21 protein-coding genes are annotated in these 23,765 nt (G+C 64.5%); 15 read left to right on the top strand and 6 right to left on the bottom strand.

The window, feature by feature from the left end; translation table 11 throughout:
- Positions 1-48: 48 nt before the first annotated feature.
- The 4 genes from NA637_RS04475 to coxB are packed head-to-tail and all read right to left on the bottom strand — an operon-like array spanning position 49 to position 4,620.
- A complete protein-coding gene (locus NA637_RS04475) occupies positions 49-678 on the bottom strand; it encodes a cytochrome c oxidase assembly protein (protein WP_256071141.1) in 630 nt (209 codons plus the stop codon).
- Entirely contained in the window at positions 675-1,100 is a 426-nt protein-coding gene (locus NA637_RS04470; protein ID WP_256071140.1) for a hypothetical protein, read from the bottom strand. The genes NA637_RS04475 and NA637_RS04470 overlap by 4 nt, the downstream gene beginning before the upstream one ends.
- On the bottom strand, positions 1,097-3,640 hold the full coding sequence (ctaD, locus tag NA637_RS04465) for a cytochrome c oxidase subunit I (RefSeq protein WP_256071139.1): 2,544 nt from the start codon (positions 3,638-3,640) through the stop codon (positions 1,097-1,099). Before ctaD ends, NA637_RS04470 begins: the two co-directional genes overlap by 4 nt.
- Positions 3,637-4,620 carry a cytochrome c oxidase subunit II gene (coxB, locus tag NA637_RS04460; RefSeq protein WP_256071138.1) on the bottom strand — a complete coding sequence of 328 codons (984 nt, stop codon included), beginning with the start codon at positions 4,618-4,620 and terminating at the stop codon, positions 3,637-3,639. Before coxB ends, ctaD begins: the two co-directional genes overlap by 4 nt.
- Before the next feature lie 173 nt (positions 4,621-4,793).
- On the opposite strand from coxB, the gene NA637_RS04455 reads away from it, so the two are divergent.
- Positions 4,794-5,447 (top strand): DUF2238 domain-containing protein, encoded by a 654-nt coding sequence (locus NA637_RS04455; RefSeq protein WP_256071137.1) that lies wholly within the window; start codon positions 4,794-4,796, stop codon positions 5,445-5,447.
- Positions 5,448-5,462: 15 nt separating this feature from the next.
- Here the strand turns inward: NA637_RS04455 and NA637_RS04450 are convergent, their stop codons facing one another.
- On the bottom strand, positions 5,463-5,870 hold the full coding sequence (locus tag NA637_RS04450; RefSeq protein ID WP_256071136.1) for a VanZ family protein: 408 nt from the start codon (positions 5,868-5,870) through the stop codon (positions 5,463-5,465).
- Between the two features lie 337 nt (positions 5,871-6,207).
- Between NA637_RS04450 and NA637_RS04445 the strand changes: the two genes are divergently transcribed.
- The 7 genes from NA637_RS04445 (at position 6,208) to NA637_RS04415 (ending at position 14,949) form a co-directional block, all read left to right on the top strand.
- A complete protein-coding gene (locus NA637_RS04445; RefSeq protein ID WP_256071135.1) occupies positions 6,208-7,356 on the top strand; it encodes an MlaE family ABC transporter permease in 1,149 nt (382 codons plus the stop codon).
- Positions 7,353-8,135 carry an ABC transporter ATP-binding protein gene (locus tag NA637_RS04440; RefSeq protein ID WP_256071134.1) on the top strand — a complete coding sequence of 261 codons (783 nt, stop codon included), beginning with the start codon at positions 7,353-7,355 and terminating at the stop codon, positions 8,133-8,135. The genes NA637_RS04445 and NA637_RS04440 overlap by 4 nt, the downstream gene beginning before the upstream one ends.
- A 203-nt stretch (positions 8,136-8,338) precedes the next feature.
- Positions 8,339-9,277, top strand: coding sequence for an MlaD family protein (locus NA637_RS04435; protein ID WP_256071133.1), 939 nt, complete (start codon positions 8,339-8,341; stop codon positions 9,275-9,277).
- The gene (locus NA637_RS04430; protein WP_256071132.1) at positions 9,274-9,897 is read left to right on the top strand and encodes an ABC-type transport auxiliary lipoprotein family protein; all 624 of its coding nucleotides are present in this window, start codon (positions 9,274-9,276) and stop codon (positions 9,895-9,897) included. The genes NA637_RS04435 and NA637_RS04430 overlap by 4 nt, the downstream gene beginning before the upstream one ends.
- Positions 9,898-10,014: 117 nt before the next feature.
- Positions 10,015-11,091, top strand: a complete 1,077-nt coding sequence (locus tag NA637_RS04425; RefSeq protein WP_256071131.1) for an HlyD family secretion protein — start codon at positions 10,015-10,017, stop codon at positions 11,089-11,091.
- On the top strand, positions 11,088-13,832 hold the full coding sequence (gene rbbA / locus NA637_RS04420; RefSeq protein ID WP_256071130.1) for a ribosome-associated ATPase/putative transporter RbbA: 2,745 nt from the start codon (positions 11,088-11,090) through the stop codon (positions 13,830-13,832). The genes NA637_RS04425 and rbbA overlap by 4 nt, the downstream gene beginning before the upstream one ends.
- Position 13,833: 1 nt before the next feature.
- Entirely contained in the window at positions 13,834-14,949 is a 1,116-nt protein-coding gene (locus NA637_RS04415; RefSeq protein ID WP_256071129.1) for an ABC transporter permease, read from the top strand.
- On the opposite strand, the gene NA637_RS04410 is transcribed toward NA637_RS04415, so the two are convergent.
- A complete protein-coding gene (locus NA637_RS04410) occupies positions 14,946-15,245 on the bottom strand; it encodes a hypothetical protein (RefSeq protein WP_256071128.1) in 300 nt (99 codons plus the stop codon). The genes NA637_RS04415 and NA637_RS04410 overlap by 4 nt on opposite strands.
- Before the next feature lie 332 nt (positions 15,246-15,577).
- Between NA637_RS04410 and rfbB the strand changes: the two genes are divergently transcribed.
- The 7 genes from rfbB (at position 15,578) to dctP (ending at position 23,645) form a co-directional block, all read left to right on the top strand.
- Positions 15,578-16,648, top strand: coding sequence for a dTDP-glucose 4,6-dehydratase (gene rfbB, locus NA637_RS04405; protein WP_256071127.1), 1,071 nt, complete (start codon positions 15,578-15,580; stop codon positions 16,646-16,648).
- On the top strand, positions 16,645-17,517 hold the full coding sequence (gene rfbA / locus NA637_RS04400) for a glucose-1-phosphate thymidylyltransferase RfbA (protein ID WP_256071126.1): 873 nt from the start codon (positions 16,645-16,647) through the stop codon (positions 17,515-17,517). Before rfbB ends, rfbA begins: the two co-directional genes overlap by 4 nt.
- Positions 17,514-18,059: a dTDP-4-dehydrorhamnose 3,5-epimerase gene (gene rfbC / locus NA637_RS04395; RefSeq protein ID WP_256071125.1), complete on the top strand. Its 546-nt coding sequence runs from the start codon at positions 17,514-17,516 to the stop codon at positions 18,057-18,059. The genes rfbA and rfbC overlap by 4 nt, the downstream gene beginning before the upstream one ends.
- Positions 18,056-18,967 (top strand): dTDP-4-dehydrorhamnose reductase, encoded by a 912-nt coding sequence (gene rfbD / locus NA637_RS04390; protein WP_256071124.1) that lies wholly within the window; start codon positions 18,056-18,058, stop codon positions 18,965-18,967. Before rfbC ends, rfbD begins: the two co-directional genes overlap by 4 nt.
- A 101-nt stretch (positions 18,968-19,068) precedes the next feature.
- Positions 19,069-20,868 carry a sensor histidine kinase gene (locus NA637_RS04385; protein ID WP_256071123.1) on the top strand — a complete coding sequence of 600 codons (1,800 nt, stop codon included), beginning with the start codon at positions 19,069-19,071 and terminating at the stop codon, positions 20,866-20,868.
- Position 20,869: 1 nt separating this feature from the next.
- Positions 20,870-22,261 carry a sigma-54-dependent transcriptional regulator gene (locus NA637_RS04380; RefSeq protein WP_256071122.1) on the top strand — a complete coding sequence of 464 codons (1,392 nt, stop codon included), beginning with the start codon at positions 20,870-20,872 and terminating at the stop codon, positions 22,259-22,261.
- 391 nt (positions 22,262-22,652) lie between these two features.
- Positions 22,653-23,645, top strand: coding sequence for a C4-dicarboxylate TRAP substrate-binding protein DctP (gene dctP, locus NA637_RS04375; protein ID WP_256071121.1), 993 nt, complete (start codon positions 22,653-22,655; stop codon positions 23,643-23,645).
- Positions 23,646-23,765: the final 120 nt, after the last annotated feature.

Here is a 23,765-nt window from a genome sequence, read left to right as displayed (position 1 = left end):
CAGCACAGCCAGCGCCGCAGCGGCGCCGGGCATCTCCGGACCCTGCGTTTAGCTGACGGAAAGGGCATTGCGCTTGTCCTGTAATAGGCCGAACAGCAGGTACAGCCCGCCGATAAGATAGGCGCTGCCGCCAAAAGCCAGCATGATCACGCCACCCATCTGTTGATCCTCGAGCGGGCTCATGCCCGAGAGTGCCGAGCCGGTGTGCTCGAACAGCGGTCGGCTCGACATCGCCAGCAGCACGCCGAGCAGCGTCATATGCATCGAGGTCAGCAGCAGGCCGGCAATGCCGGCCAGCGCGCGCTGATGACGCACGCCGCCGAATGCCGCGAGCCAGACCAACAGCCCAACGAACAGATAGCTGCCCTGTTCCAGCAGCTGCGCCGCTTGCGAGGTGCGCGCCGCATGATGCAGCGCCGGCATGTGCCAGGCCCAGACCACGAACAACTCGATCACCGAGGCCAGGATCGGCGAGAACAGAAACGGGATGCGATTGGAGCAATCAAACCGGCCGCCGGCAAGGCCGATCGCCAGCAACGGCGCCGCCACCGCCACCACCATCACATGCATCAGCATGTGGCCGACGAACAGCCGATCGGCCATGTCTGGCAAGGGCCCGAGCCAGACTGCGCCCAGCGTGGCCAGACCGAGCAGCAACGAGAGCGGACGCCAGATCATGTGCAGCTCCTGATGAACACCACGCTCAAGGCAACGAAAATCGTCGCCACGAAACTCAGGCCGCTCAACAGCAGTGTCGCGAAGCCAAGGAAGCGATGACGATCGCCGGGGGTGTCGAAGTCATGTGGTGCCGTGGCGTGGCCAAAGGAGTGTTTGCGCCAGCCGCGCCAACCAGTCAGTGAGATCCCGGCCAGCGCAACGAGCGTCAGCACGCCGATGGCGAGGCGGATGTCGCCCAACTCGCCGCTGCGGCCCGCCACCTTGGCGCACCACACAGACACAGCCAGGTAAGACAGCAGAAAATGCGCCGCCCAGATAGTCGGGCTGAAGGTGATCAGCCAGAGGGTGTCGCGCTCTTGCGGCGGTGCTTCAGGGGCTTGCTGATCGCCATTCCGTTGCTGTTCGCTCGGATTTTCCCTCATAGCACCTCCGCAAAGCCGGCGATGACCGCGACGGTCACGCCGACGGTGATGAGCATGAAATGCCAGTACAACGCGACATTGCGGATATCGATGTCATGCACCGCCGTCATCCGGCCGGCCGCACGTCGCGCCAGGCAATAGAGCTGCATGATCAGGCCGATGGACAGGTGTATCAGGCACCAGAGCACCAGCACCCACACCGTGGCGGGATAGACGTTGCTGGTGGGATCGAGGCCGCTGAAATGCGGCCCGGCCCACATGGAGTAGGCCCCCGCCAGGGTGCAGATCGCCGCCAACCCCAGCGAGCCGTAGAAGCCCGCCGCCTGATCGCGAAAGTTGCAGTGTCGTGCCAGCAGCGTCAGCGCCCAGGACGCGGCAATCAACCCCAGCCCCAATACCGGCCAGAACACGCCGGGGCCGGCCGCGCCTGAGCCGGCCGCATCTGCAGGCGGAAAATCCTCGTGCACGGTCCAGAAGAAGAAGTACCCGAACACCAGACTGCCAAAGGCGCTCATGTCGCCGATCATGGTGATGAAGGTGGCCCACCAGCCCACCGACTTGGCGCCGGAGGCATAGAGCGGCACCGTCACGTCCAGGCCGATGTCCTTTTTCGGTTTTTCCGGGATCACCGCCGTGCCGGTCCATAGCCAGATCAGGATGGTGATCAGCGCAAGGCCACCGCTGACCAGCGCCGCGACGTACCAGCTGTAAGTGGCGAAGATGAACAGGCCGCCGGTGAAGATCGCCGCCCACATGCTCAGGAAGGTCGGGCCCGGCACGCGCAGGCACTGGATCGGCTCGGCATCGATGATGCTGCTGATCAGGGTCTCGCGTTTGCCCTCCTCGGCGTCGGGCAGGTAAAAGCGCCCGGCATCCACGTCGCGCATCAGGTCTGGCTGATCCCACAGCGGGTAGCGGCTCTTGATGATCGGGATCGATCTTGAGCCCCACGGCATACCGGGCATTTCCGCGAGCCATTCGAGGGTCCCGGCGTTCCACGGATTGCGCGTGCTGTAGGGCTGCTTGCCCTTGGGCCGCATGACGTCCCAGACCAGCACCGCGACGCCGGCGGCGAGAATGAAGGCGCCCACCGTCGACACCATGTTGAGCACGTCGAAGCCCATACCCGGCGCGTAGGTGTAGACGCGCCGCGGCATCCCGAGCAGACCGGTGAAGTGCATGGGCAAAAAGGCGATGTTGAAGCCGATGAACATCAGCCAGAAGGCGATCCGCCCGAGCCGGTCCGACAGCGTCTTGCTGCGCGCCAGCGGGAAGAAGTAGTAGAGGCCGGCGATGACCGGGAACAGCATGCCGCCGATCAGCACGTAGTGCAGGTGCGCGACGATGAAATAGGTGTCGTGCGCCTGGAAATCGAACGGCGCCAACGCCACCATCACCCCGGTCAGCCCGCCCAGCACGAAGATCGCCAGCGCACCGGCAACGAACAGCATCGGCACCGATTTGACGAAGCGTCCCGCCAATGCTGTCGCGAGGAAACAGAAGATCTGCACCCCAGTGGGGATCGCCACCGCTTCGGATGCCGCCGAGAAGAAGGCCAGCGAGATGCCGGGCATCCCGGTGGTGAACATGTGGTGGACCCACAGCCCGAAACTGATGAACCCGGTGCCGACCGCTGCCAGCACGATGAAGCTGTAGCCAACGATGGGCCGCCCGGCTGCGGTGGGCACGATGGTCGCCACCAGCGCCACGGCGGGCAGGAAGATGATGTAGACCTCGGGGTGGCCGAAGATCCAGAACAGGTGCTGCCAGAGCAGCGGGTCGCCGCCACGGCTGGCATCGAAGAACGGCCAGTCGAATGCGCGCTCCAGCTCGAACAACAGGTCGCCGGCGATCAGCGGTGGAAACGCGAACAGGATCATTCCCGCGACCACCAGGATGTACCAGGAATACAGCGGAATCAGGTTGATGCGCATACCCGGCGGCCGTGTTTTCAGCACGCCGACGATCAGCTCCACCGCCGCCGCGATCGAAGACACTTCGATGAATGACAGCCCGAGCAGCCAGATATCCGCGCCGAGGCCGTCCTGATAGGTGGTGGTGAGCGGCGGGTACATGAACCAGCCACCCTGCGGCGCGACGCCGAAAAAGATCGAGCCACAGACGAACACGCCACCAATGATGAAACACCAGAAGCCATAGGCTGACAGGCGCGGGAACGGCAAGTCTCGCGCGCCGAGCATCTGCGGCAGGATCAGAATCGAAAACGCTTCGAAAATCGGCACGCCGAAGAGAAACATCATCACCGAGCCGTGCAGCGTGAACACCTGGTTATAGGTTTCGGCCGACAGCAGATCGTTATCCGGCACCGCCAGCTGAGCGCGAATCAGCATCGCCAGCACGCCGGCAAAGAGGAAGAACAGGAACGACACGCCGGTGTACCAGAGGCCCACCTCGGTGTTGTTTACCGCAGACCAGTAACGCCAGCCGGTGGGTGTCTTCCAGGCTGCGGCCAGGCGTTCGGCCTGCCCTTTGGCGCGGGCTTCGTCCTGCGGGTCGCGGTATGCAATCGGCTCGCTCATTCAAGGCCCTTCAGGTAATGCGCCATGGCGCTCAGCTGTGCCTCAGGCAGCATGCCGAAGGCGGGCATTTTCACGTCTGGCTTGATCGCGCGGCTGTGGCCGATCCAGCGCCGGAAGGCGTCGACATCGGCCGGCAGCGTGCCGGCTGCCAGGGTCAGGCGGCTGCCGACGTGGGTCAGGTCTGGCCCGACCGTGCCGTCGGCGGCCGTGCCGCGCACCTGATGACAGGCACCGCAGCCATTGGCGAGAAAGGCCTGCTGGCCCGCCTGCTGCAGTTCCGTTTCCGGTTGCTGCGCGGGCTCGGCCTGTTCGGCTAGCCATTGATCGAAGGCCTCACGGGTCATCACCACTACGGCGAAATTCATCAGCGCGTGGGAGGTGCCGCAGTATTCGGCACAGGCGCCACGGAAAGTGCCGGTCTCGGTCGGCTCCAGCACCAGCTCGTTGACCCGACCGGGAATCATGTCGACCTTGCCGCCCAGCGAGGGGATCCAGAACGAGTGGATCACGTCCGGGCTGGTCAGGCTGAAGGCCACCCGCTCATCCACCGGCAGTCGTATTTCGTTCGCCAGTTCGACGACCTCCCCCGCATCGGTCCGATAGCGCACCCGCCACCACCACTGCTCACCCGACACATCCACTCGCAGGGCCACGTTTTCGGCGGAGCGCAACTGCGGCATCAGCATCAGCCCGTAGATCAGCAGGCCGGTCAGAACCACAACGGGGACAATGATCCCGCCACCGATGATCAGCCAACGGGCACTGCGGATACCGTGAGCTTCCGGGTGTGCCTGGGTGGCATACAGGGCGATGCCCATCACCACCAGCCAGATGACCAGCGCGCCGCCCGCCATCCACCAGAACAGCGTGGCGATGCTCTGCGCGCCGGCACCAGCGGGGTTCAGCGCCGACTGCGGGCCGGCGCACCCCACCAGCACCGCGCTCAGCAGCAACAGGCAGACACCACGCGCTGAAAGCATGCTGGGATGAGGTCGTTTATTAGGGTCAGCCGCATGGTCCGCCTCGCTGTGGGTCACGTTTTGTGACACTGCGCAGCCGGGAAAAGTTGGATAACCGGTCGAATGCGTAAGCGGTGGACCCTTAAGTCGTTGCGCTTGTCCTAAAAAACAAGGAAATCGACTCAGGGGAATGCATGGCCACAGACAGACGACACCGACGCTACCTTTTGACCTTGCTCGGCCTGTTCCTGTTGATCTGGGGTGCGCTGGCGATCGATCCGCTCAACCGCCATGACTGGCTGCTGGAGAACCTCCTGGTTGCGGGGTTGGCAGCCGTCTTGCTGCTGGGGCACAAGCATTACCTGCCTTCCCGCGGCGCCGCGACCCTGATCTTCCTTTATCTCTGCATTCATCAGCTTGGCGCCCACTACACCTACGCCAACGTGCCTTACAACGACTGGTGGCAGGCACTGTCCGGCGAAGGCTTGAATGAACAGCTGGGTTGGGAACGCAATCAGTTCGACCGCTTGGCACACTTCAGCTATGGGCTGCTCCTGGCCTATCCGATGCGTGAACTGCTGGTCCGCAGGGGCCTGCGCCCTGGATTCTGGAGCCTGATACTGCCGATAGACATCGCACTGTCGACCTCGGCGATTTACGAGCTGATCGAATGGTTTGGCGCGGAGATGCTGGGCGGCGGTCTGGGACGCACCTTTCTCGCCACTCAGAATGATCGCTGGGACCCGCAGAAGGACATGGCCCTGGCAGCCGGCGGCGCGCTGGTCGCCATGATCATTACCGGAATCGTCAGCCGAACACGGCGCCGGCATGGCGACTCGGGCGGATGACGACTGTCACCGGTCTCACGGACGGGCGGCGTCTCCAAGCCGCTCGGGCGAGTCGGATGGCTCGGGATCGGTGTTGATGCCGATCCGGCGCAGGTACCACTGATGAGCCACGTAAGCGCAACCCCAGCCAAGCAGAACGCCAAGGGTATTGGCGAGCATGTCGCCCAGCGACGCCTGTCGATTGGGCAGCAGGCTCTGGCCGACCTCGATCAGCGTGGCCGCTACCAGGCTTGCCGCCACGGCCCAGAATACGCGCCACTGCGGGAAGGCCAGGCGCAGGGTGAACATCAGGGCGGCGAAGCCAAGCATGTGATGCAGCTTGTCCTGCTGGTCGAACACCTGGGGAACCGGTTCCGGCCGCAATCCGCTGAAGAGGATGACCGCTAGCACCGCGAGGAACGGCAGGACGCGCAAGTAATTCATAGGCAATCGGTAGCTCTTGCTGAGATCGCAAAGGTGAAGTTGGCAGGGGCCGAATCCGGGCGTGATGAAGACGTCAGCAAAGACGGCGTAAGATAGCAGCCCCTCGACGCAGCGCGGTACCGAGCATGGTCGTCGGCGTGCACGCTATGGAGGGCGGAAGCGGTCGATAGTTCGTGCCGGCCTGTAACAAATTGCGCCGCCATTGGCCAACTGCCCCTATTCGAAGCCTCGGAGACCTAAACGTAACCTCATGATCGAGGTCCGAACTGTTAGGATCTGGGCGATGCTAAAGGGTAGCGGCGCAGCCGCCCCGCTACCAGCACTACGGGATATCACTTTGACGCACCCCACTTCGCTGCCAGGCAGTCTGCAGCGGCAGCCGACACAGGACGCCCACGCCGCACTCACCATTGCCGGCGACTGGACCCTGCAGCACTACGCGACGCTGCGGCGGGAGATTGAGCGCACGCGCCGCCAGGTCACAGATACCGATCGGGTCGAGCTCGATTCGCTTGGCGAGCTGGATACCGCGGGCGCCGGGCTACTGATCGAACTGATCGGCGCCGCACGGGTGGCCCGCCTGAGCGACTGGGCGCCGCAGCTGCCGGCGGAACGCCAAGCCTTGTTGAAAACCGTCGCCGCCGCGCTGGACCAGTCAGAAGCCGAGCAGGCGCCGGCCACCAATGGCTTTGCCGATGTGCTGGCCCATGTTGGACGTAGCGTGTCGGGTGTCTGGAATCAGCAGCGCACCCTGCTCGGCTTCATCGGCCTGACCCTACAGACACTGTTCACCGTGCTCCCCAACCTGCGGCGCTGGCGGCTCACCGCGCTGGTGGCGCACATCGAGCAAACCGGGCTGGATGCGATCCCCATCGTCGCCCTGCTGACCTTTCTGGTCGGTGCGGTGGTGGCCTTTCTTGGCGCGACCGTGCTCGCCGACTTCGGCGCGACCATCTACACGGTCAATCTGGTGGGCTTCTCCTTCCTGCGCGAGTTCGGCGTGCTGCTGGCGGCGATATTGCTTGCCGGACGCAGCGCCAGCGCCTTCGCTGCGCAGATCGGCTCGATGAAATCCAATGAAGAGATCGACGCGATCCGCACCCTTGGCCTGAGCCCCATCGAGCTGCTGGTGTTGCCGCGGGTGCTGGCGATGCTGATCACGCTGCCGATCCTGACCTTCGTCGGCATGCTCAGCGGCATCGCCGGCGGGCTGGTGGTGTGCGTGCTGGCGCTGGACATCTCGCCGACGATGTTCTTCAACATCATGGCGCGCGATATCGCCGTCAGCCATTTCCTCGTTGGGCTGGGCAAGGCGCCGGTGTTCGCCTTCATCATCGCGGTGATCGGTTGCCTGGAGGGCTTCAAGGTCAGCGGCAGTGCGCAGTCGGTGGGCGAGCACACCACCTCCAGCGTGGTCCAGGCGATCTTCATGGTGATCCTGCTGGATGCCATCGCCGCGCTGTTCTTCATGGAGATGGGCTGGTGACGAGCAACGATGCGCTGATCCAGGTACGTGGGCTGGTCAATCGCTTTGGCAGCCAGACCGTGCACGAGAACCTCGACCTGGATATTCGTCGCGGCGAGATCCTCGGCGTGGTCGGTGGTTCGGGCACCGGCAAGTCGGTGCTGCTGCGCAGCATCGTTGGCCTGCGCCGGCCGAATGCCGGCAGCGTCAGCGTGTTCGGCGAGAACCTGCTGGAACTCTCCGCCGAGCGCCGCTCACAGGTGGAGCGACGCTTCGGTGTACTGTTTCAGCGCGGCGCGCTGTTCACCTCGCTGAATCTGCAGGAGAACGTCGCCCTCTCGCTGATCGAGCACGCCGGCCTCGAGCGCAAGGATGCCGAGCACCTGGCGCGATTGAAACTGGCGCTGGCTGGCCTGCCGGCGGACGCCGCCTGCAAGTACCCCGACGAGCTGTCCGGCGGCATGGTCAAACGCGCTGCGCTGGCTCGCGCGCTGGCGCTCGACCCGGAAGTACTGTTCCTCGACGAACCCACTGCCGGCCTCGACCCCATCGGCGCGGCGGCTTTCGACCAGCTGATCCTGACGCTGCGCGATGCGTTGGGCCTGAGCGTGTTCTTGGTAACGCACGATCTCGATACGCTCTACACCATCTGCGATCGGGTCGCCGTGCTGGCACGCAAGCGGGTGCTGGTAGCCGACCGTCTGGACGTGGTGGAAGCCACCGATGACCCATGGATTCGCGAGTATTTCCATGGCCCACGCGGCCGGGCGGCGCAACAGGTCGCCCTGGCGGGTCGTTGAAACCTATGCGAGGCAGGCAAGACAGGCGCAACGACCAGCGGGAGTAACAGCCGAATGCTCACCCGCAGGGTAAGCGCAGCGAATCAAGCGGAGTTTGATTACCTAAATGAGCATTCCGACTGAGCTCGCACCCGAGCCTGTTTTTAACGCAGTATTGCCAACGCAGGTAGTTTCCAACGGCCTGCCAGAGCTGGAGAACTGACATGGAAACCCGTGCCCATCACGTACTGATCGGCCTGTTCACCGTCCTCGCCGTCGGTGGCGCGCTGCTGTTCGCCCTGTGGCTTGGCAAGTCGAGCATGGACCGTGAGTACAACTATTACGAAATCAGCTTCAATCGGGCGGTCAGCGGGCTGTCCAACGGCAGCTCGGTGGAGTACAGCGGCATCAAGGTCGGTGACGTCGAGGCGCTATGGCTGGAACCGGACGACCCGCGCAAGGTGCGCGCGCGCATCCGCGTGTACACCGGCACGCCGATCAAGCAGGACACCCGCGCGCGCTTGGCGCTGGCCAACATCACCGGCAGCATGATCATCCAGCTGCACGGCGGCACGCCACACAGCCCGACGTTGGTGGGCAAGCGCGGCGAACTGCCGCTGATCATCGCCGACCCCTCGCCCCTGAGCGCGCTGCTGGAAAACGGCGAGGACCTGCTGAGCAACATCAACAACCTGCTGCGCAACGCCAACCTGATGCTCTCCGAGGACAACGCCGGGCGCATCGGTCGCACCCTGGCCAATCTGGAGCAGGCCACCAGCGTGCTGGCTGAGCAGCGCGGCGACCTCAGCCAGGCGCTGACCCAGCTCGGCCAGCTGGGCCAGCAGACCAACACTGCGCTGGAGGAAATCACCCGCCTGACCCAGAACGCCAACGGCCTCATCGACGATGAAGGTCGCCAGCTGCTGAGCAGCGCGGGTGAATCGATGGCCGCGCTGGAGCGCGCCACCTCGCGCCTGGACGCCCTGCTCGCCGACAACCAGGGCGCGCTGGCCAACGGCCTGCAGGGCTTCAGCGACCTCGGCCCGGCGATCAACGAACTGCGCGGCACCCTCGGCGCCCTGCGCCGCGTGACCCAGCGCCTGGAAGACAACCCCAGCGGTTTCCTGCTTGGCCGCGAAAAGATTCAGGAGTTCACCCCATGAGCCGCCTTGCGCCGATCCGCCAGCTCGCTCTCTCGGCCCTGCTGGGCACGCTTTCGGCGTGTACCTTGCTGCCCGATGCCGAACCGATCCGGGTGTTTCTGTTGCCGACCGCAGAAGCGCCAGCGAACCAGACCGCAGGCCCGCTACAACAGGCGCTGCGCATCCATACGCCGCATGCCAGCCGCATCCTCGCCGGGCCGCGCATTGCCGTGGTGCCGGACGGCAACCGGATCAGCAGTTACCAGGGTGCGCGCTGGGGCGATGCGGCACCGACGCTGCTGCGCGATCGGCTGATCGAGCAGTTCCGCCAGAGCGGGCCGGTGGCAGTGAGCAGCGAGGACAGCAACCTGTTCGCCGAGTTGGAGCTGTTCAGCGATCTGCGCGCCTTCCAGAGTGTATACGTCGATGGCCAGCCGCAGGTGCTGGTCCGGCTGGATGCTCAGTTGGCCTCGGCGGGCGACCAGCGCATCCTCGCCAGCCGGCGCTTCGAGATCCGCCAGCCCAGCGCGAGCCCGCAGCTGGAAAGCGTGGTGGCTGCCTTCGGCCGGGCCAGCGACGAGCTCAGCCGCCAGCTGCAACGCTGGACGATCGATGCGGCAAAAAGCCAGTCTGCGCAGTGAAATCCGGTGAAACAGTCGTATAAATCGGTAATCGGTGATTTTATTGACTCAGGCCAAGCGTAACCTTCACGCCAATCGCTTAGCATGCGAACTATCGCGCCAGCATAAGGAACACCCATGAAAGCGCCAGCACGGAAAAACCTCCGCCGGATTCTGCTCGTGGTCGTTGCGCTCGTCGTCATTGGCCTGCTGGCCTGGTGGGAGCTGCGCACGGACGGGCTCGGCGACGGCTTCGCCAGTGGCAACGGACGCATCGAAGCCACCGAGATCGATGTGGCGACCAAGCTTGGCGGACGCATTCGCGAAATCACCGTCGACGAAGGTGACTTCGTGGAACCGGGCCAGGTCATCGCACGCATGGACACCGAGGTGCTGGAGGCGCAGCTCAACCAGGCCCGGGCCCAGGTGCGTCAGGCGGAAAACGCCATCCTTACCGCCCAGGCGCTGGTCGCCCAGCGCGAGAGCGAGAAGGCCACCGCCGAGGCCGTGGTGCTGCAGCGCCGCGCCGAACTGACCGCCGCCCAGAAACGCCATCAACGCACCGAAACCCTGGTGGCGCGCAACGCCATGGCGCGACAGCAGCTCGACGATGACCTGGCCGCGATGCAAAGCGCCCAGGCGGCGCTCGCCGCCGCACGCTCACAAGTGGTGTCTGCCGACGCCGGCATCGCCGCAGCGAAATCCCAGGTGATCGAGGCGCGCTCGGCTGTCGAGGCGGCACAAGCCGGCGTTGAGCGACTGCAAGCGGACATACGCGACAGCGAACTGAAAACCGATCGGGTGGCGCGCGTGCAATACCGCGTGGCGCAGCCCGGCGAAGTGCTGGCGGCCGGCGGCAAGCTGCTCAATCTGGTCGACCTGGCCGACGTCTACATGACCTTCTTCCTGCCCGAGCGCCAGGCCGGGCGCGTGGCGATCGGCACCGAGGTGCGGGTGGTGATCGACGCCGCGCCGCAGTACGTGATTCCCGCCAAGGTCAGCTACGTCGCCAGCGTCGCGCAGTTCACGCCGAAGACCGTGGAGACCGAGAGCGAGCGCGAGAAGCTGATGTTCCGGGTCAAGGCGCGGATCGACCCCGAACTGCTGACAAAACACATGGAGCAGGTCAAGACCGGCCTGCCGGGCATGGCCTATCTGAAGCTCGACGCCGACGCCGAGTGGCCGGCGCACCTGCAGATCAATGTCGGCCAATGAACCAGTCCCCTGCCCTGGTCGCCGAGATTAGCGGAGTCAGCCTGCAATACGGCAAGACCCGCGCGCTGGATGACCTCAGCCTGAACCTGCCGGCACGCTGCATGGTCGGCCTGATCGGCCCGGACGGGGTCGGCAAGTCGAGCCTGCTGGCGCTGATCGCCGGTGCGCGCAAGTTGCAACAGGGCCATGTGCAGGTGCTCGACGGTGATATGAGCGATGCCAGCCATCGCCGCGCGGTCTGCCCGCGCATCGCCTACATGCCGCAGGGGCTGGGCAAGAACCTGTACCCGACACTGACGGTATTCGAGAACCTCGAGTTCTTCGGTCGGCTGTTCGGTCAGGACGCCGAGGAGCGCCACTGGCGCATCGCCGAGCTGACCTTGAGCACGGGCCTGGCGCCCTTCGTCGACCGCCCCGCGGGCAAGCTCTCCGGCGGCATGAAGCAGAAGCTCGGCCTCTGTTGCGCGCTGATCCACGACCCCGACCTGCTGATCCTCGATGAGCCCACCACCGGCGTCGACCCGCTGTCGCGGGCGCAATTCTGGGAGCTGATCGACCGCATCCGCAGCGAGCGCCCACAGATGAGCGTGCTGGTGGCCACCGCCTACATGGACGAAGCGCAACGCTTCGACCACCTGGTGGCGATGGACGCAGGGCGGATTCTCGCCACCGGCACGCCGGCTGAACTGCTGACGCGCACCGACAGCGACAGCCTGGAAGAGGCGTTCATTCGCCTGCTGCCGGAAGAGAAGAGCCGCCGCCATCGCACCCTGGAAATCCCGCCGCGCCAGGCCAGCGACGACATCGCCATCGAGGCCCACGATCTGACCATGCGTTTCGGCGACTTCGTCGCGGTGGACCGGGTCAATCTGCGTATCGAGCGCGGCGAGATCTTCGGCTTCCTCGGCTCCAACGGCTGCGGCAAGACCACCACCATGAAGATGCTCACCGGCCTGCTGCCGGCCAGCGAGGGCCACGCCCTGCTGTTCGGCAAGCCGGTGGACCCCCACGACCTGCAGACCCGCCAGCGGGTCGGCTACATGTCCCAGGCCTTCTCGCTGTACAGCGAATTGACGGTACGGCAGAACCTCGACCTGCACGCGCGGCTGTTCCACCTGCCGGCCGAGCGTCGTGAGCCGCGCATTCGGGAAATGCTCGAACGCTTCGAGCTCGTCGAGGAGGCCGACAGCCTGCCTGAAGCCTTGCCGCTGGGCGTGCGCCAGCGCCTGTCGCTGGCCGTGGCGGTGATCCACAACCCGGAAATGCTGATCCTTGACGAACCCACCTCCGGCGTCGACCCGGTGGCGCGCGACGGTTTCTGGGAATTGCTGGTGCAGCTGTCGCGCGAAGACGGCGTGACTATCTTCATCTCCACCCACTTCATGAACGAGGCGCTGCGCTGCGACCGCATCTCGTTGATGCACGCCGGCCGCGTGCTCGACAGCGATACACCGCAGGGCCTGATGGACAAGCGCGGACTGCCGACTCTCGAGGCAACATTCATCGCGTATCTCGAAGACGCCATGGCCGAAAGTGCGGCAAAGGCACCACCGAGCGCCGTCGCTCCATCAGATAGCCAGCGCCCGGCACAAGTCGCGAGTAGCGGAGCACTGCAGGCGCGCTTCAGCATGCGCCGCCTGCTCAGCTACACCCGCCGTGAATCCATGGAGCTGCGCCGCGATCCGATCCGCGCCACCCTGGCCATGCTCGGCACCGTGATGCTGATGTTCATCATGGGCTACGGCATCAGCCTGGACGTCGAGGACCTGACCTACGCCGTGCTCGACCGCGACCAGACCACCGCCAGCCAGGCCTATGCGCTGACCATCGCCGGCTCGCGCTACTTCATCGAGAAGGCGCCGCTGACCAGCCCCGACGAACTGGAGCGACGCATGCGCAGCGGCGACATCAGCCTGGCCATCGAAATCCCGCCCAACTTCGGCCGCGACCTCAAGCGCGGCGCCAGCCCACAGGTAGCGTTCTGGATCGACGGCGCCATGCCGATGCGCGCCGACACCATCAAGGGCTACGTGCAAGGGCTGCATGCCAGCTACCTGCAGGATCTGGCGCGCGGTGCCGGGGGGCGCGGCGCCGGGCTCGTCGATGTCGCTGTCCGCTACCGCTACAACCCCGACGTGCAGAGCCTGCCAGCCATGGTGCCGGCGATGATCCCGATCCTGCTGATGATGATCCCGGCGATGCTCACCGCGCTCGGCGTGGTGCGCGAGAAGGAGTTGGGCTCGATCACCAATTTCTACGTCACGCCAGTCACCCGCCTGGAATTCCTGATTGGCAAGCAGCTGCCCTATATCGCCCTGGGCATGATCAATTTCGTCACGCTGGTACTGCTGGCGGTATTCGTCTTTGGCATCCCGATCAAGGGCAGCCTGCTCACCCTGGTGATCGGCGCGCTGCTCTACGTCACCTGCGCCACCGGCCTGGGCCTGCTGATGTCGTCGGTGCTCAACAGCCAGATCGCGGCGATCTTCGGCACCGCCATCGCCACCCTGCTGCCGGCTGTCCAATTCTCCGGGCTGACCCACCCGGTATCGGCGCTGGAAGGCGCCAGCGCCTTCTTCGGCCGGATCTACCCGACCAGCCACTTCCTGACCATCAGCCGCGGGGTGTTCTCCAAGGCGCTGGGCATGGCCGATCTCTACTGGTACTTCATCCCCTTGCTGCTGGCGATCCCGCTGCTGACCCTGCTCAGCGTCGCCGGCCTGCGCAAGCAGGAAAAATGACATGCGTACATTCGGCAACGTCTTCCAGCTCGGGATCAAGGAACTGCGCAGCCTGTATCGCGACCCGGCGCTGCTGGTGCTGATCGTCTATGCCTTCACCCTGGCCATCTACACCGCCGCCCGCGCCTTGCCCGAAGCGCCGAACCGCGCCACCCTGGCGGTGGTCGACGAGGACCAGTCGCAGGCTTCGCAGCGCATCCTCAATGCTTTCCAACTGCCCTACTTTCTGCCGCCGATCCCCATCGACCTGCGGCAGATGGACAGCGGCATGGATGCCGGTTCCTATACCTTCACCCTGAACATTCCGCCGGACTTCCAGGCCGACCTGCTGGCCGGTCGCAGCCCGACCATCCAGCTCAACGTCGACGCCACCCAGGTCAGCCAGGCGTTCACCGGCGCCGGGCACATCCAGCAGATCATCAACGACGAGGTCAGCGCCTTCGCCCAGCGCTACCGCGCCGACGCCGCGCTACCGGTAGAGGCGGTGGTGCGCACCGCCTTCAACCCCAACCTGACGCGTTCCTGGTTCGGCGCGGTGAACGAGGTGATCAACCAGATCACCATGCTCTCGATCATCCTCACCGGTGCCGCGCTGATCCGCGAGCGCGAGCACGGCACCATCGAGCACCTGCTGGTGATGCCGGTGACGCCGTTCGAGATCATGCTGGCCAAGGTCTGGGCGATGGGCCTGGTGGTGCTGCTGGCCTCGGCCTTCGCCCTGCGCTTCATCGTCGAGGGCTGGCTACAGATTCCGATCCAGGGCTCGCTGCTGCTGTTCATGGGCGGCGCCGCGCTGCACCTGTTCGCCACCACCTCGATGGGTATCTTCTTCGGCACCGTGGCGCGCTCGATGCCACAGCTGGGCCTGCTGATCATCCTCGTGCTGATGCCGCTGCAGATCCTCTCCGGCGGCATGACCCCGCGCGAAAGCATGCCCGCGCTGATCCAGCACATCATGCTGGCGGCACCGACCACCCATTTCGTCGAACTGGCGCAGGCCATCCTGTTCCGCGGCGCCGGCGTCTCAGTGGTCTGGCCGCAACTGCTGGCGCTGCTGGCGATCGGCGCGGTGTTTTTCCTTGGCGCGTTGTCGCGGCTGCGTCAGTCGTTGCGCTAGTGATCGTTGCTGGTGGGCGGGTCGCCCCCGGGCGACGGCTGCAGTTCGACCTCGAACACCGAACCGCCCGCAGCGTGCTCGACGCCGGTCAGCGCACTGAACTGTCGTAGCTGATGCTCAAAACTCGATTGGATCTGCGTGACCCGCGACACCATGCGGCGGCTGGCGATGCGCACGGCAGGGTCTTCGCTGGCCATCATCTCGAACGAGAAGGTGGTCACGGCCTCGCTCAGTTGCGACAGGCTGCGCGCTGTCATGCTCAGAAACTCGGCGAGCTGTTCGTTACCCGTGTGCATTCCATTGCCACCCAACAGTTGATATCAGAATGATATTACCGCATTTTCGCCGTTTGCCTGTATCGCCGCTTTGGTCGAATTACCCTAACGTCTGGGTTGAGCCCAGACGCGTTTGCGTCATGCACGCTAACTCATGAACAAAACAGGCGAATCGACCTGTCAGGCTTGGCAGGGCTCTGGCCAGCGGTTTGCCGGAACAACGCAGTCAGTCACCTTCATACCCGTTCGAGGCTCAGCGCCACGGGCGGGAATTTTTGTATTTTCGGCGGGTCTATCCTGCCGACATGCCAAGAGCCTGTAGCTCTGTAGCGCGCCAAGGAAGCCTCTCAATCATGCGCATTCTCGTAACCGGCGGAGCCGGATTCATCGGCTCTGCACTGATCCGCCATCTCATCCACGACACCGGGCACCGCGTCCTCAACCTGGACCAGCTGACCTACGCCGGCAACCTGGAGTCGCTGGCAGCCGTGGAAGACAACCCGCGCTATCAGTTCCTCCAGGCCGACATCGCCGATCGCGAGCGGGTCAGCGAGGCGCTGCTGGAATTCCAGCCGGACGCCATCATGCACCTGGCCGCCGAGTCCCATGTCGACCGCTCCATCGACGGCCCGGCCGAATTCATCCAGACCAACATCGTCGGCACCTATCAGCTGCTGGAGGCGGCGCGTGCCTACTGGCAGAGCCTGCCGGCCGAGCGCCGCGAAGCCTTCCGCTTCCATCACATCTCCACCGACGAGGTGTACGGCGACCTGCATGGTGTCGATGACCTGTTCACCGAGACCACGCCCTACGCGCCCAGCTCGCCCTATTCGGCCAGCAAGGCCTCGTCGGATCACCTGGTCCGCGCCTGGCAGCGCACCTACGGGCTGCCGGTGCTGGTGACCAACTGCTCGAACAACTACGGGCCGTTCCACTTCCCCGAGAAGCTGATCCCGCTGGTGATCCTCAACGCCCTGGATGGCAAGCCGCTGCCGGTCTACGGTGACGGCTCGCAGATCCGCGACTGGCTGTTCGTCGAGGACCATGCGCGCGCCCTGCTCAAGGTGGTCAGCGAGGGCAAGGTCGGCGAGACCTACAACATCGGCGGTCACAACGAGCAGAAGAACATCGAGGTGGTGCGCGGCATCTGCGCCCTGCTCGAAGAGCTGGCGCCGAGCAAGCCTGCCGGGCTTGCGCGCTATGAAGACCTGATTACCTTCGTCAAGGATCGCCCCGGCCACGACCTGCGCTACGCCATCGACGCCGGCAAGATCGAGCGCGAACTGGGCTGGGTGCCGCAGGAAACCTTCCAGACCGGCCTGCGCAAGACCGTGCAGTGGTATCTGGACAACCTCGAATGGTGCCGTCGCGTCCAGGACGGCAGCTATCAACGTGAGCGCCTCGGCGCCCTGGAGAACGCATGAAAGGAATCATCCTCGCCGGGGGCTCCGGCACCCGTCTGCACCCCATCACGCTGGGCGTATCCAAGCAGCTGCTGCCGATCTACGATAAGCCGATGGCCTATTACCCCATCTCGGTGCTGATGCTGGCCGGCATCCGCGACATCCTGTTGATTTCCACCCCGCAGGATCTGCCGCAGTACCGCAACCTGCTGGGCGACGGCAGCCAGTTCGGGGTCAACTTCAGCTACGCCGAGCAGCCCTCGCCGGACGGCCTGGCCCAGGCCTTCCTGATCGGTGAAGCGTTCATCGGCAGCGACCCGGTGTGCCTGATCCTCGGCGACAATATCTTCCATGGTCAGCACTTCACCGAGAAGCTGCAGCGCGCCTCGGCGCAAACGAAGGGCGCCACGGTCTTCGGCTACTGGGTCAAGGACCCGGAGCGTTTCGGCGTGATCGATTTCGACGAGACCGGCAAGGCGCTGTCGATCGAAGAGAAGCCGGCGAAGCCCAAGTCCAGCTACGCCGTGACCGGCCTGTATTTCTACGACAACGACGTGGTCGAGATCGCCAAGTCGATCAAGCCATCGCCGCGCGGCGAGCTGGAGATCACCGATGTCAACAACGCCTACCTCAAGCGTGGCGACCTCAGCGTCGAACGCTTCGGCCGCGGCTTCGCCTGGCTGGACACCGGGACCCACGACAGCCTGCTGGAGGCCTCGCAGTACGTGCAGACCATCGAGCATCGTCAGGGCCTGAAGGTCGCCTGCCTGGAAGAGATCGCCTACCAGCACAAATGGATCGACCGCGAGCAACTGCTGCGCCGCGCCGATGCGCTGGGCAAGACCGGCTACGGCCAGTACCTGTTCAAGCTGGCGGGTGAAGACGCATGAACGTCATCGAAACCGACATTCCCGATGTGCTGATCATCGAGCCCAAGGTCTTCGGCGATGAACGCGGTTTCTTCTACGAGAGCTTCAACGCGGCCGCTTTCGAAGCGGCCACGGGGCTCAAGCGCCAGTTCGTTCAGGACAACCATTCCAAGTCCCAGCGCGGCGTGCTGCGCGGGCTGCACTATCAGATCCAGCAGCCGCAGGGGAAGCTGGTGCGGGTAGTGGCCGGCGAGGTGTTCGATGTCGCGGTCGATCTGCGCAAGAGTTCGCCGAGCTTCGGCCGCTGGTTCGGCACACACCTGAGTGCGCAGAACCAGCGCCAGCTGTGGATTCCCGAAGGCTTTGCACATGGTTTCGTGGTGCTCAGCGAAAGCGCCGAGTTCCTCTACAAGACCACCGACTACTACGCCCCAGCCCATGAGCGCTCGTTGCTCTGGAATGACCCGCAGATCGGCATCGACTGGCCATTCACCGAGCCGCCCCAGCTTTCGAAGAAAGATATTGGCGGCAAACTACTTAGCGAAGCGGAGCTGTTTGCATGAAAATCCTGGTCACCGGTAGCACCGGGCAACTGTCTCGGGAGCTGCAACTGGCGCTGGCCGGTGAAGGAAAGGTGCTCGCGCTGGGTCACAAGCTGCTGGACTTGGCCGAGCCGGCGCAGATTCGTCGACAGGTTCGACTTTTGCGTCCCGACCTGATCATCAACGCGGCCGCCTACACCGCGGTTGATCCCGCGCAAGACGACCGTGAGCGAGCCTTCGCGGTCAACGCTATCGGCCCGGGTGTGCTCGCCGAGGAGGCGGCAGCCCTGGGTGTACCGCTGATTCACTATTCCACCGACTACGTCTTCGACGGCCGCAAGACCGGGCCCTACAGTGAAGAGGATGTACCAGCTCCGTTGAGCGTATACGGGGCGAGCAAGCTGGCCGGTGAGCAAGCGATTCAGGCCGTAGGCGGCGACCATCTGATCCTGCGTACCAGCTGGATCTACTCGTTGCACGGGCGCAACTTTCTACTGACCATGCAGCGCCTGCTCCAGGAGCGCGACTCGCTGTCGGTGGTCGACGATGAGATCGGCGCGCCAACCTGGGCCGGCACCATCGCAGCGGTCACCGCCGAGATGGTACGCAAACGGCGCAGCGGTGGCGGTGGACCCAGCGGGCTCTATCACCTGACATCCAGAGGGGAGACGTCCTGGTACGGCTTCGCCTGCCAGATCGCTCAACATCTGCAGAGCCAGGGCCTGCTGCGCGCACGGATAGAGCCGATCCTGTCTGCCGACTACCCCACGGCTGCTCAGCGGCCGCTCAATTCCCGCCTCAGCTGCGCGCGCCTGCAGCGCGATTGGCAGATCACCCTGCCAGACTGGGAAACCGCCCTGCAGCAGTGCCTTGGCGGTATGCCCCATGCTCAGGCGGAGCACAGCGCACCGGCTGCGCAAAGCCTCTGATAGCAGCGACGCCGTCCCAGGCGACCGTGCCGCTCACCCAGCCGCAAGCACCAAAGCGGGTCGGACGTGCATAATGGCGCCCGAACCACAGGCGCATCTGCATGACTTCACCCGATTTCCCCCGCCGTCCTCGCTGGCGCAACCTGGCCGTGGTTGCATTGTTGTTGGCGCCGCTGCTGTGGCCGCTGCAGCAACTGGCCAAACGTTATTACAGCAATGAGCTGATCGAGCAGAACCGCCAGACGCTCGATCTCTACGTCGCCAACTTGCTCGGCTCGTTGCGCCGCTACGAAGTGCTGCCGCGCATCCTCGGTGATCTGCCGACCCTGCGCACGGCGCTGCGTCAGCTCGACAACCCAGCCGCCAAGGACCAGGCCAACCGCCTTTTGAATCAACTGCGCAAGGAAACCGGTGCCGATGTGATCTACCTGATGGCACCGGATGGCAACACCCTGGCGGCGTCGAACTGGAACGAGGAAGACAGCTTCGTCAATCGCAACTTCGCCTTCCGGCCCTATTTCAGGGAAGCCATGGCCGGCAAGCTGGGTCGCTTCTTCGGCCTCGGCACTACTTCTGGCAAACGCGGCTATTACTTCGGCGCGGCCGTGCGCGACGGCGACGAGGTGCTCGGCGTGCTGGTGGTCAAGGTGGACCTGGACCATACCGAGACGCTATGGGGCAGCACGCCCGAGCAACTGATGGTGACCGACGGTTTCGGTGTGGTGATCCTCACCTCCAAGCCGGAATGGCGATTCCGCGCCAGCCGGGCGCTGGATATCGAAGAACGCGAGCAGATCGCCTCCGAACGGCCCTACCCGACGCTCGAACCCCGCGACCTGACGCTCGATATCGATACCTGGCTGATTCAGAGCCGCGAGCTCAAGGAGACCGGTTGGACGGTGCGCATCCTGGCGCCGATCAGCCTGGTCGAGCGGCCCGTGCAGACGGTCGTCGCGATCGGCGCGGCCACCCTCGCAGCGCTCTTGCTGTTGCTTGGCCTGCTGATGCAGCGACGTCGCCATTACCTCGAGCGTATCGCCCTCGATGCCAAGGCGCGGCAACAACTCGAGCGCCGCGTGCAGGAACGGACCTACGACCTGGAAGCCCTGAACAGCCGACTCAAGGAAGAGGTGCTGGAACGCGAGCAAGCCCAGCAGGAGCTGGTCCGCGCCCAGGACGAATTGCTGCAGACCGGCAAGCTGTCGGCGCTTGGCACCATGTCGGCGAGCATCAGCCATGAACTCAACCAGCCGCTTGGGGCGATTCGCAGCTATGCCGACAACGCAGGCGTCCTGCTCGACCAGCAGCGCAACGACGAGGCGCGCGACAACCTTCGACTGATCAGCGAGCTGACCGGGCGCATGGCTTCGATCATCGCTCATTTGCGTGCCTTCGCCCGCCGCGACCGCCATGCCCCTGAGCGAATTGCGCTGCAGCCGGCGCTGGACGACGCGCTGGCGTTGCTGGCCAAGCGACGTCAGGCCATGGGCGTAGAACTGATTCGTGACCTACCGGGCGCCACACTCTGGGTTCAGGCCGGCGAGACGCGGCTACGGCAGATTATCTCCAATGTGTTGAGCAACGCCTTGGACGCCCTGGTCGAGCGCCCACCGGTGCGGCGCATCTGGCTGCGCGCCGAGCGGCAGGGCGAGGGCGTGCTGCTGACCTTGCGCGATAACGGACCGGGTTTTTCCGACGAGGCGATGCAACGGGCCCGCGAGCCCTTCTTCACCACCAAGACCAGCGCCCAGGGGTTGGGCCTGGGACTGGCCATCTGCGATACCCTGGCCCGCGCCCTGGACGGTGAACTGATCCTGGCCAACCATCCAGACGGCGGCGCGCAGGTCAGTCTTTACCTGCATTGCGCCGACCCCGGTGTCGCCTTCCCGAGCGAGGACTAGCATGAGCCACCCGATCGACCCGCAGACTCAGGTCATCCTGGTCGATGACGATCCCCATCTGCGTAAGGCACTGAGCCAGACCCTCGACCTCGCCGGGCTCAAGGTGCTCAGCCTGGGCGATGCCCGCGGCCTTCCAGGCATGCTGCCGGCGGAGTGGGGAGGCGTGGTGGTCAGCGACATCCGCATGCCCGGCATAGACGGCCTGGAGCTGCAGCAACAGCTACATGCGATCGACCGCGAGCTACCGGTGCTGCTGATTACCGGCCATGGTGATATCCAGCTGGCGGTTCAAGCCATGCGCGCCGGTGCCTATGACTTTCTTGAGAAACCCTTCCCCAGCGAGGCACTGCTCGACAGCGTACGGCGCGCCCTCGCGCTACGCCAGCTGGTGCTGGACAACCGCAGCCTGCGGCTGGCGCTGGCCGACCGTCAGCAGTTGTCGACCCGCCTGCTCGGCCAATCACCGGCCATGCAGCGCCTTCGTGAGCAGATCGGCGCGCTCGCCGGGACCCAGGCCGACGTGCTCATCCTCGGCGAAACCGGCGCGGGAAAAGAGGTGGTAGCCCGTGCGCTGCACGACCTTTCAAGTCGCCGCAACGGGCCGTTCGTGGCGATCAATGCCGGGGCGCTGGCCGAGTCGGTGGTCGAAAGCGAGCTGTTCGGACACGAAGCCGGAGCCTTTACCGGCGCGCAAAAACGCCGTATCGGCAAGTTCGAGTTCGCCAACGGCGGCACGCTGTTCCTGGATGAAATCGAGAGCATGAGCCTGGACGTGCAGGTCAAACTGCTGCGCATGCTGCAGGAACGGGTGGTCGAGCGACTCGGCGGCAACCAGTCGATCCCGCTGGATATCCGCGTCATCGCCGCGACCAAGGAAGACCTGCGCGTCGCCGCCGACCAGGGCCGCTTCCGCGCCGACCTGTATTACCGCCTGAATGTTGCCCCCCTGCGCATCCCGCCGCTGCGTGAGCGCAACGAGGACATTTTCCTGCTGTTCCAGCACTTCGCCGAGGCCGCCGCGAACCGCCACGCCCTGCCGATCCGTGAACTGCGTCCGGAGCAGCGTGCCCAACTGCTTCGGCATGCCTGGCCGGGCAATGTGCGTGAATTGCAGAACACTGCCGAACGCTTCGCGTTGGGGCTTGAACTGGGTCTCGACGATCCCGCTCGCGCTGCTGAAGCCAGCGGTACCGACGCAGCCAACGGGCTTGGCGAGCAGGTAGATGCGTTCGAGCGCGCCCTGATCGCGGCCGAACTCGCGCGACCCCATAGCTCGCTGCGCAGCGTTGCCGAGGCCCTCAGCTTGCCACGCAAGACGCTGCACGACAAGCTGCGCAAGCATGGCCTGGTGTTCAATGATGCTGGCGGAACCCCGCCCGAGGATAACGAATAGACGGCGGATTTCCGCCAAGCCTCCGCTCACCGCAATCAAATCGTAGCGTCCAGAGCAAAGCCGACATGGTTTGGACATCTTTATCTGGCTGAACTCGGCGCCTTGCCCTGGCTTGGTAACGCTGACGAAACCTGCGAGCCAGACGCCTTATGCTGAGAAGTCTTCATCAATATTTAGCCATCATGCGCGTAAACTCATGCTCGCGGGCGCCCGTTGCGCGCATCTGGCACAGCACTTGCTCTCGCAAACTCGATGAACCGGCAAGCCCAGCCGCAATCCGGCGCGGCGATTTATTCAATGGCGCCTAGACTTGTCTTGCTGGTTACAGCCCAGCTTCTGCCAGCTTCTGTCTGATTGCAGCGGCTTATCCACAACAAGAGGAAACGCAACAATGTTCAAGCTGACTGCCACAGCGCTCGCCTGTGCTCTGTCCCTCGGTATCGCAGGCCTGGCCCAGGCTGCCGACCCGGTCCTGATCAAGTTCTCCCATGTGGTTGCCGAAAACACGCCGAAAGGCCAGGGCGCCCTGATGTTCAAGAAGCTGGTGGAAGAGCGCCTGCCCGGCAAGGTCGAGGTTCAGGTTTACCCGAACTCGTCGCTGTTCGGTGACGGCAAGGAAATGGAAGCGCTGTTGCTGGGCGACGTGCAGCTGATCGCGCCGTCGCTGGCCAAGTTCGAGCACTACTCCAAGGGCGTCCAGGTATTCGACCTGCCGTTCCTGTTCGACAACATTGCGGCGGTTGACCGCTTCCAGCAGAGCGACGCCGGCCAGAGCCTGCTGAGCTCCATGGAAGACAAGAACATCACCGGCCTGGGCTACTGGCACAACGGCATGAAACAGCTGTCCGCCAACAAGGAACTGCGCGAGCCGAAAGACGCCCGTGGCCTGAAGTTCCGCGTTCAAGCCTCCGCCGTACTGGACGAGCAGTTCAAGGCGCTGCGCGCCAATCCGCGCAAGATGAGCTTCGCCGAGGTCTACCAGGGCCTGCAGACTGGCGTAGTCAACGGTGCCGAGAACCCTTACTCGAACATCTACTCGCAGAAGATGCACGAAGTACAGAAGCACATCACCGAGTCCGACCATGGTCTGCTCGACTACATGCTGATCACCAACACCAAGTTCTGGAATGGCCTGCCGGCTGACATCCGCGGCGAGCTGGACACCATCCTGGACGAGGTTACCGTTGAGGTGAACAAGCAGGCTGACGCGCTGAACCAGAAGGCCAAGGCTGACATTCTGGCTGCCGGCACCACTGAAATCCTCGAGCTGACGCCGGAAGAGCGTGCCAAGTGGCGCGAAGCCATGAAGCCGGTCTGGAAGAAGTTCGAGAACGACATCGGTGCTGACCTGATCAAGGCCGCTGAAGCGTCCAACGCTCAGTAAGTACTGACTGGAAGGGAGCGAGGTGACTCGCTCCCTTCATTTCGGCAAAAGCTGTACCGACAGCGCAGCGAAAAACATAACGACATCGCGACCAGGACGGCAGCTGAATCAGCGCCCCCG

The sequence above is a fragment of the Stutzerimonas stutzeri genome (assembly GCF_024448935.1).
Lineage (GTDB): Bacteria > Pseudomonadota > Gammaproteobacteria > Pseudomonadales > Pseudomonadaceae > Stutzerimonas > Stutzerimonas stutzeri_AO.
This window is presented reverse-complemented; position numbering and strand designations above follow the sequence as displayed.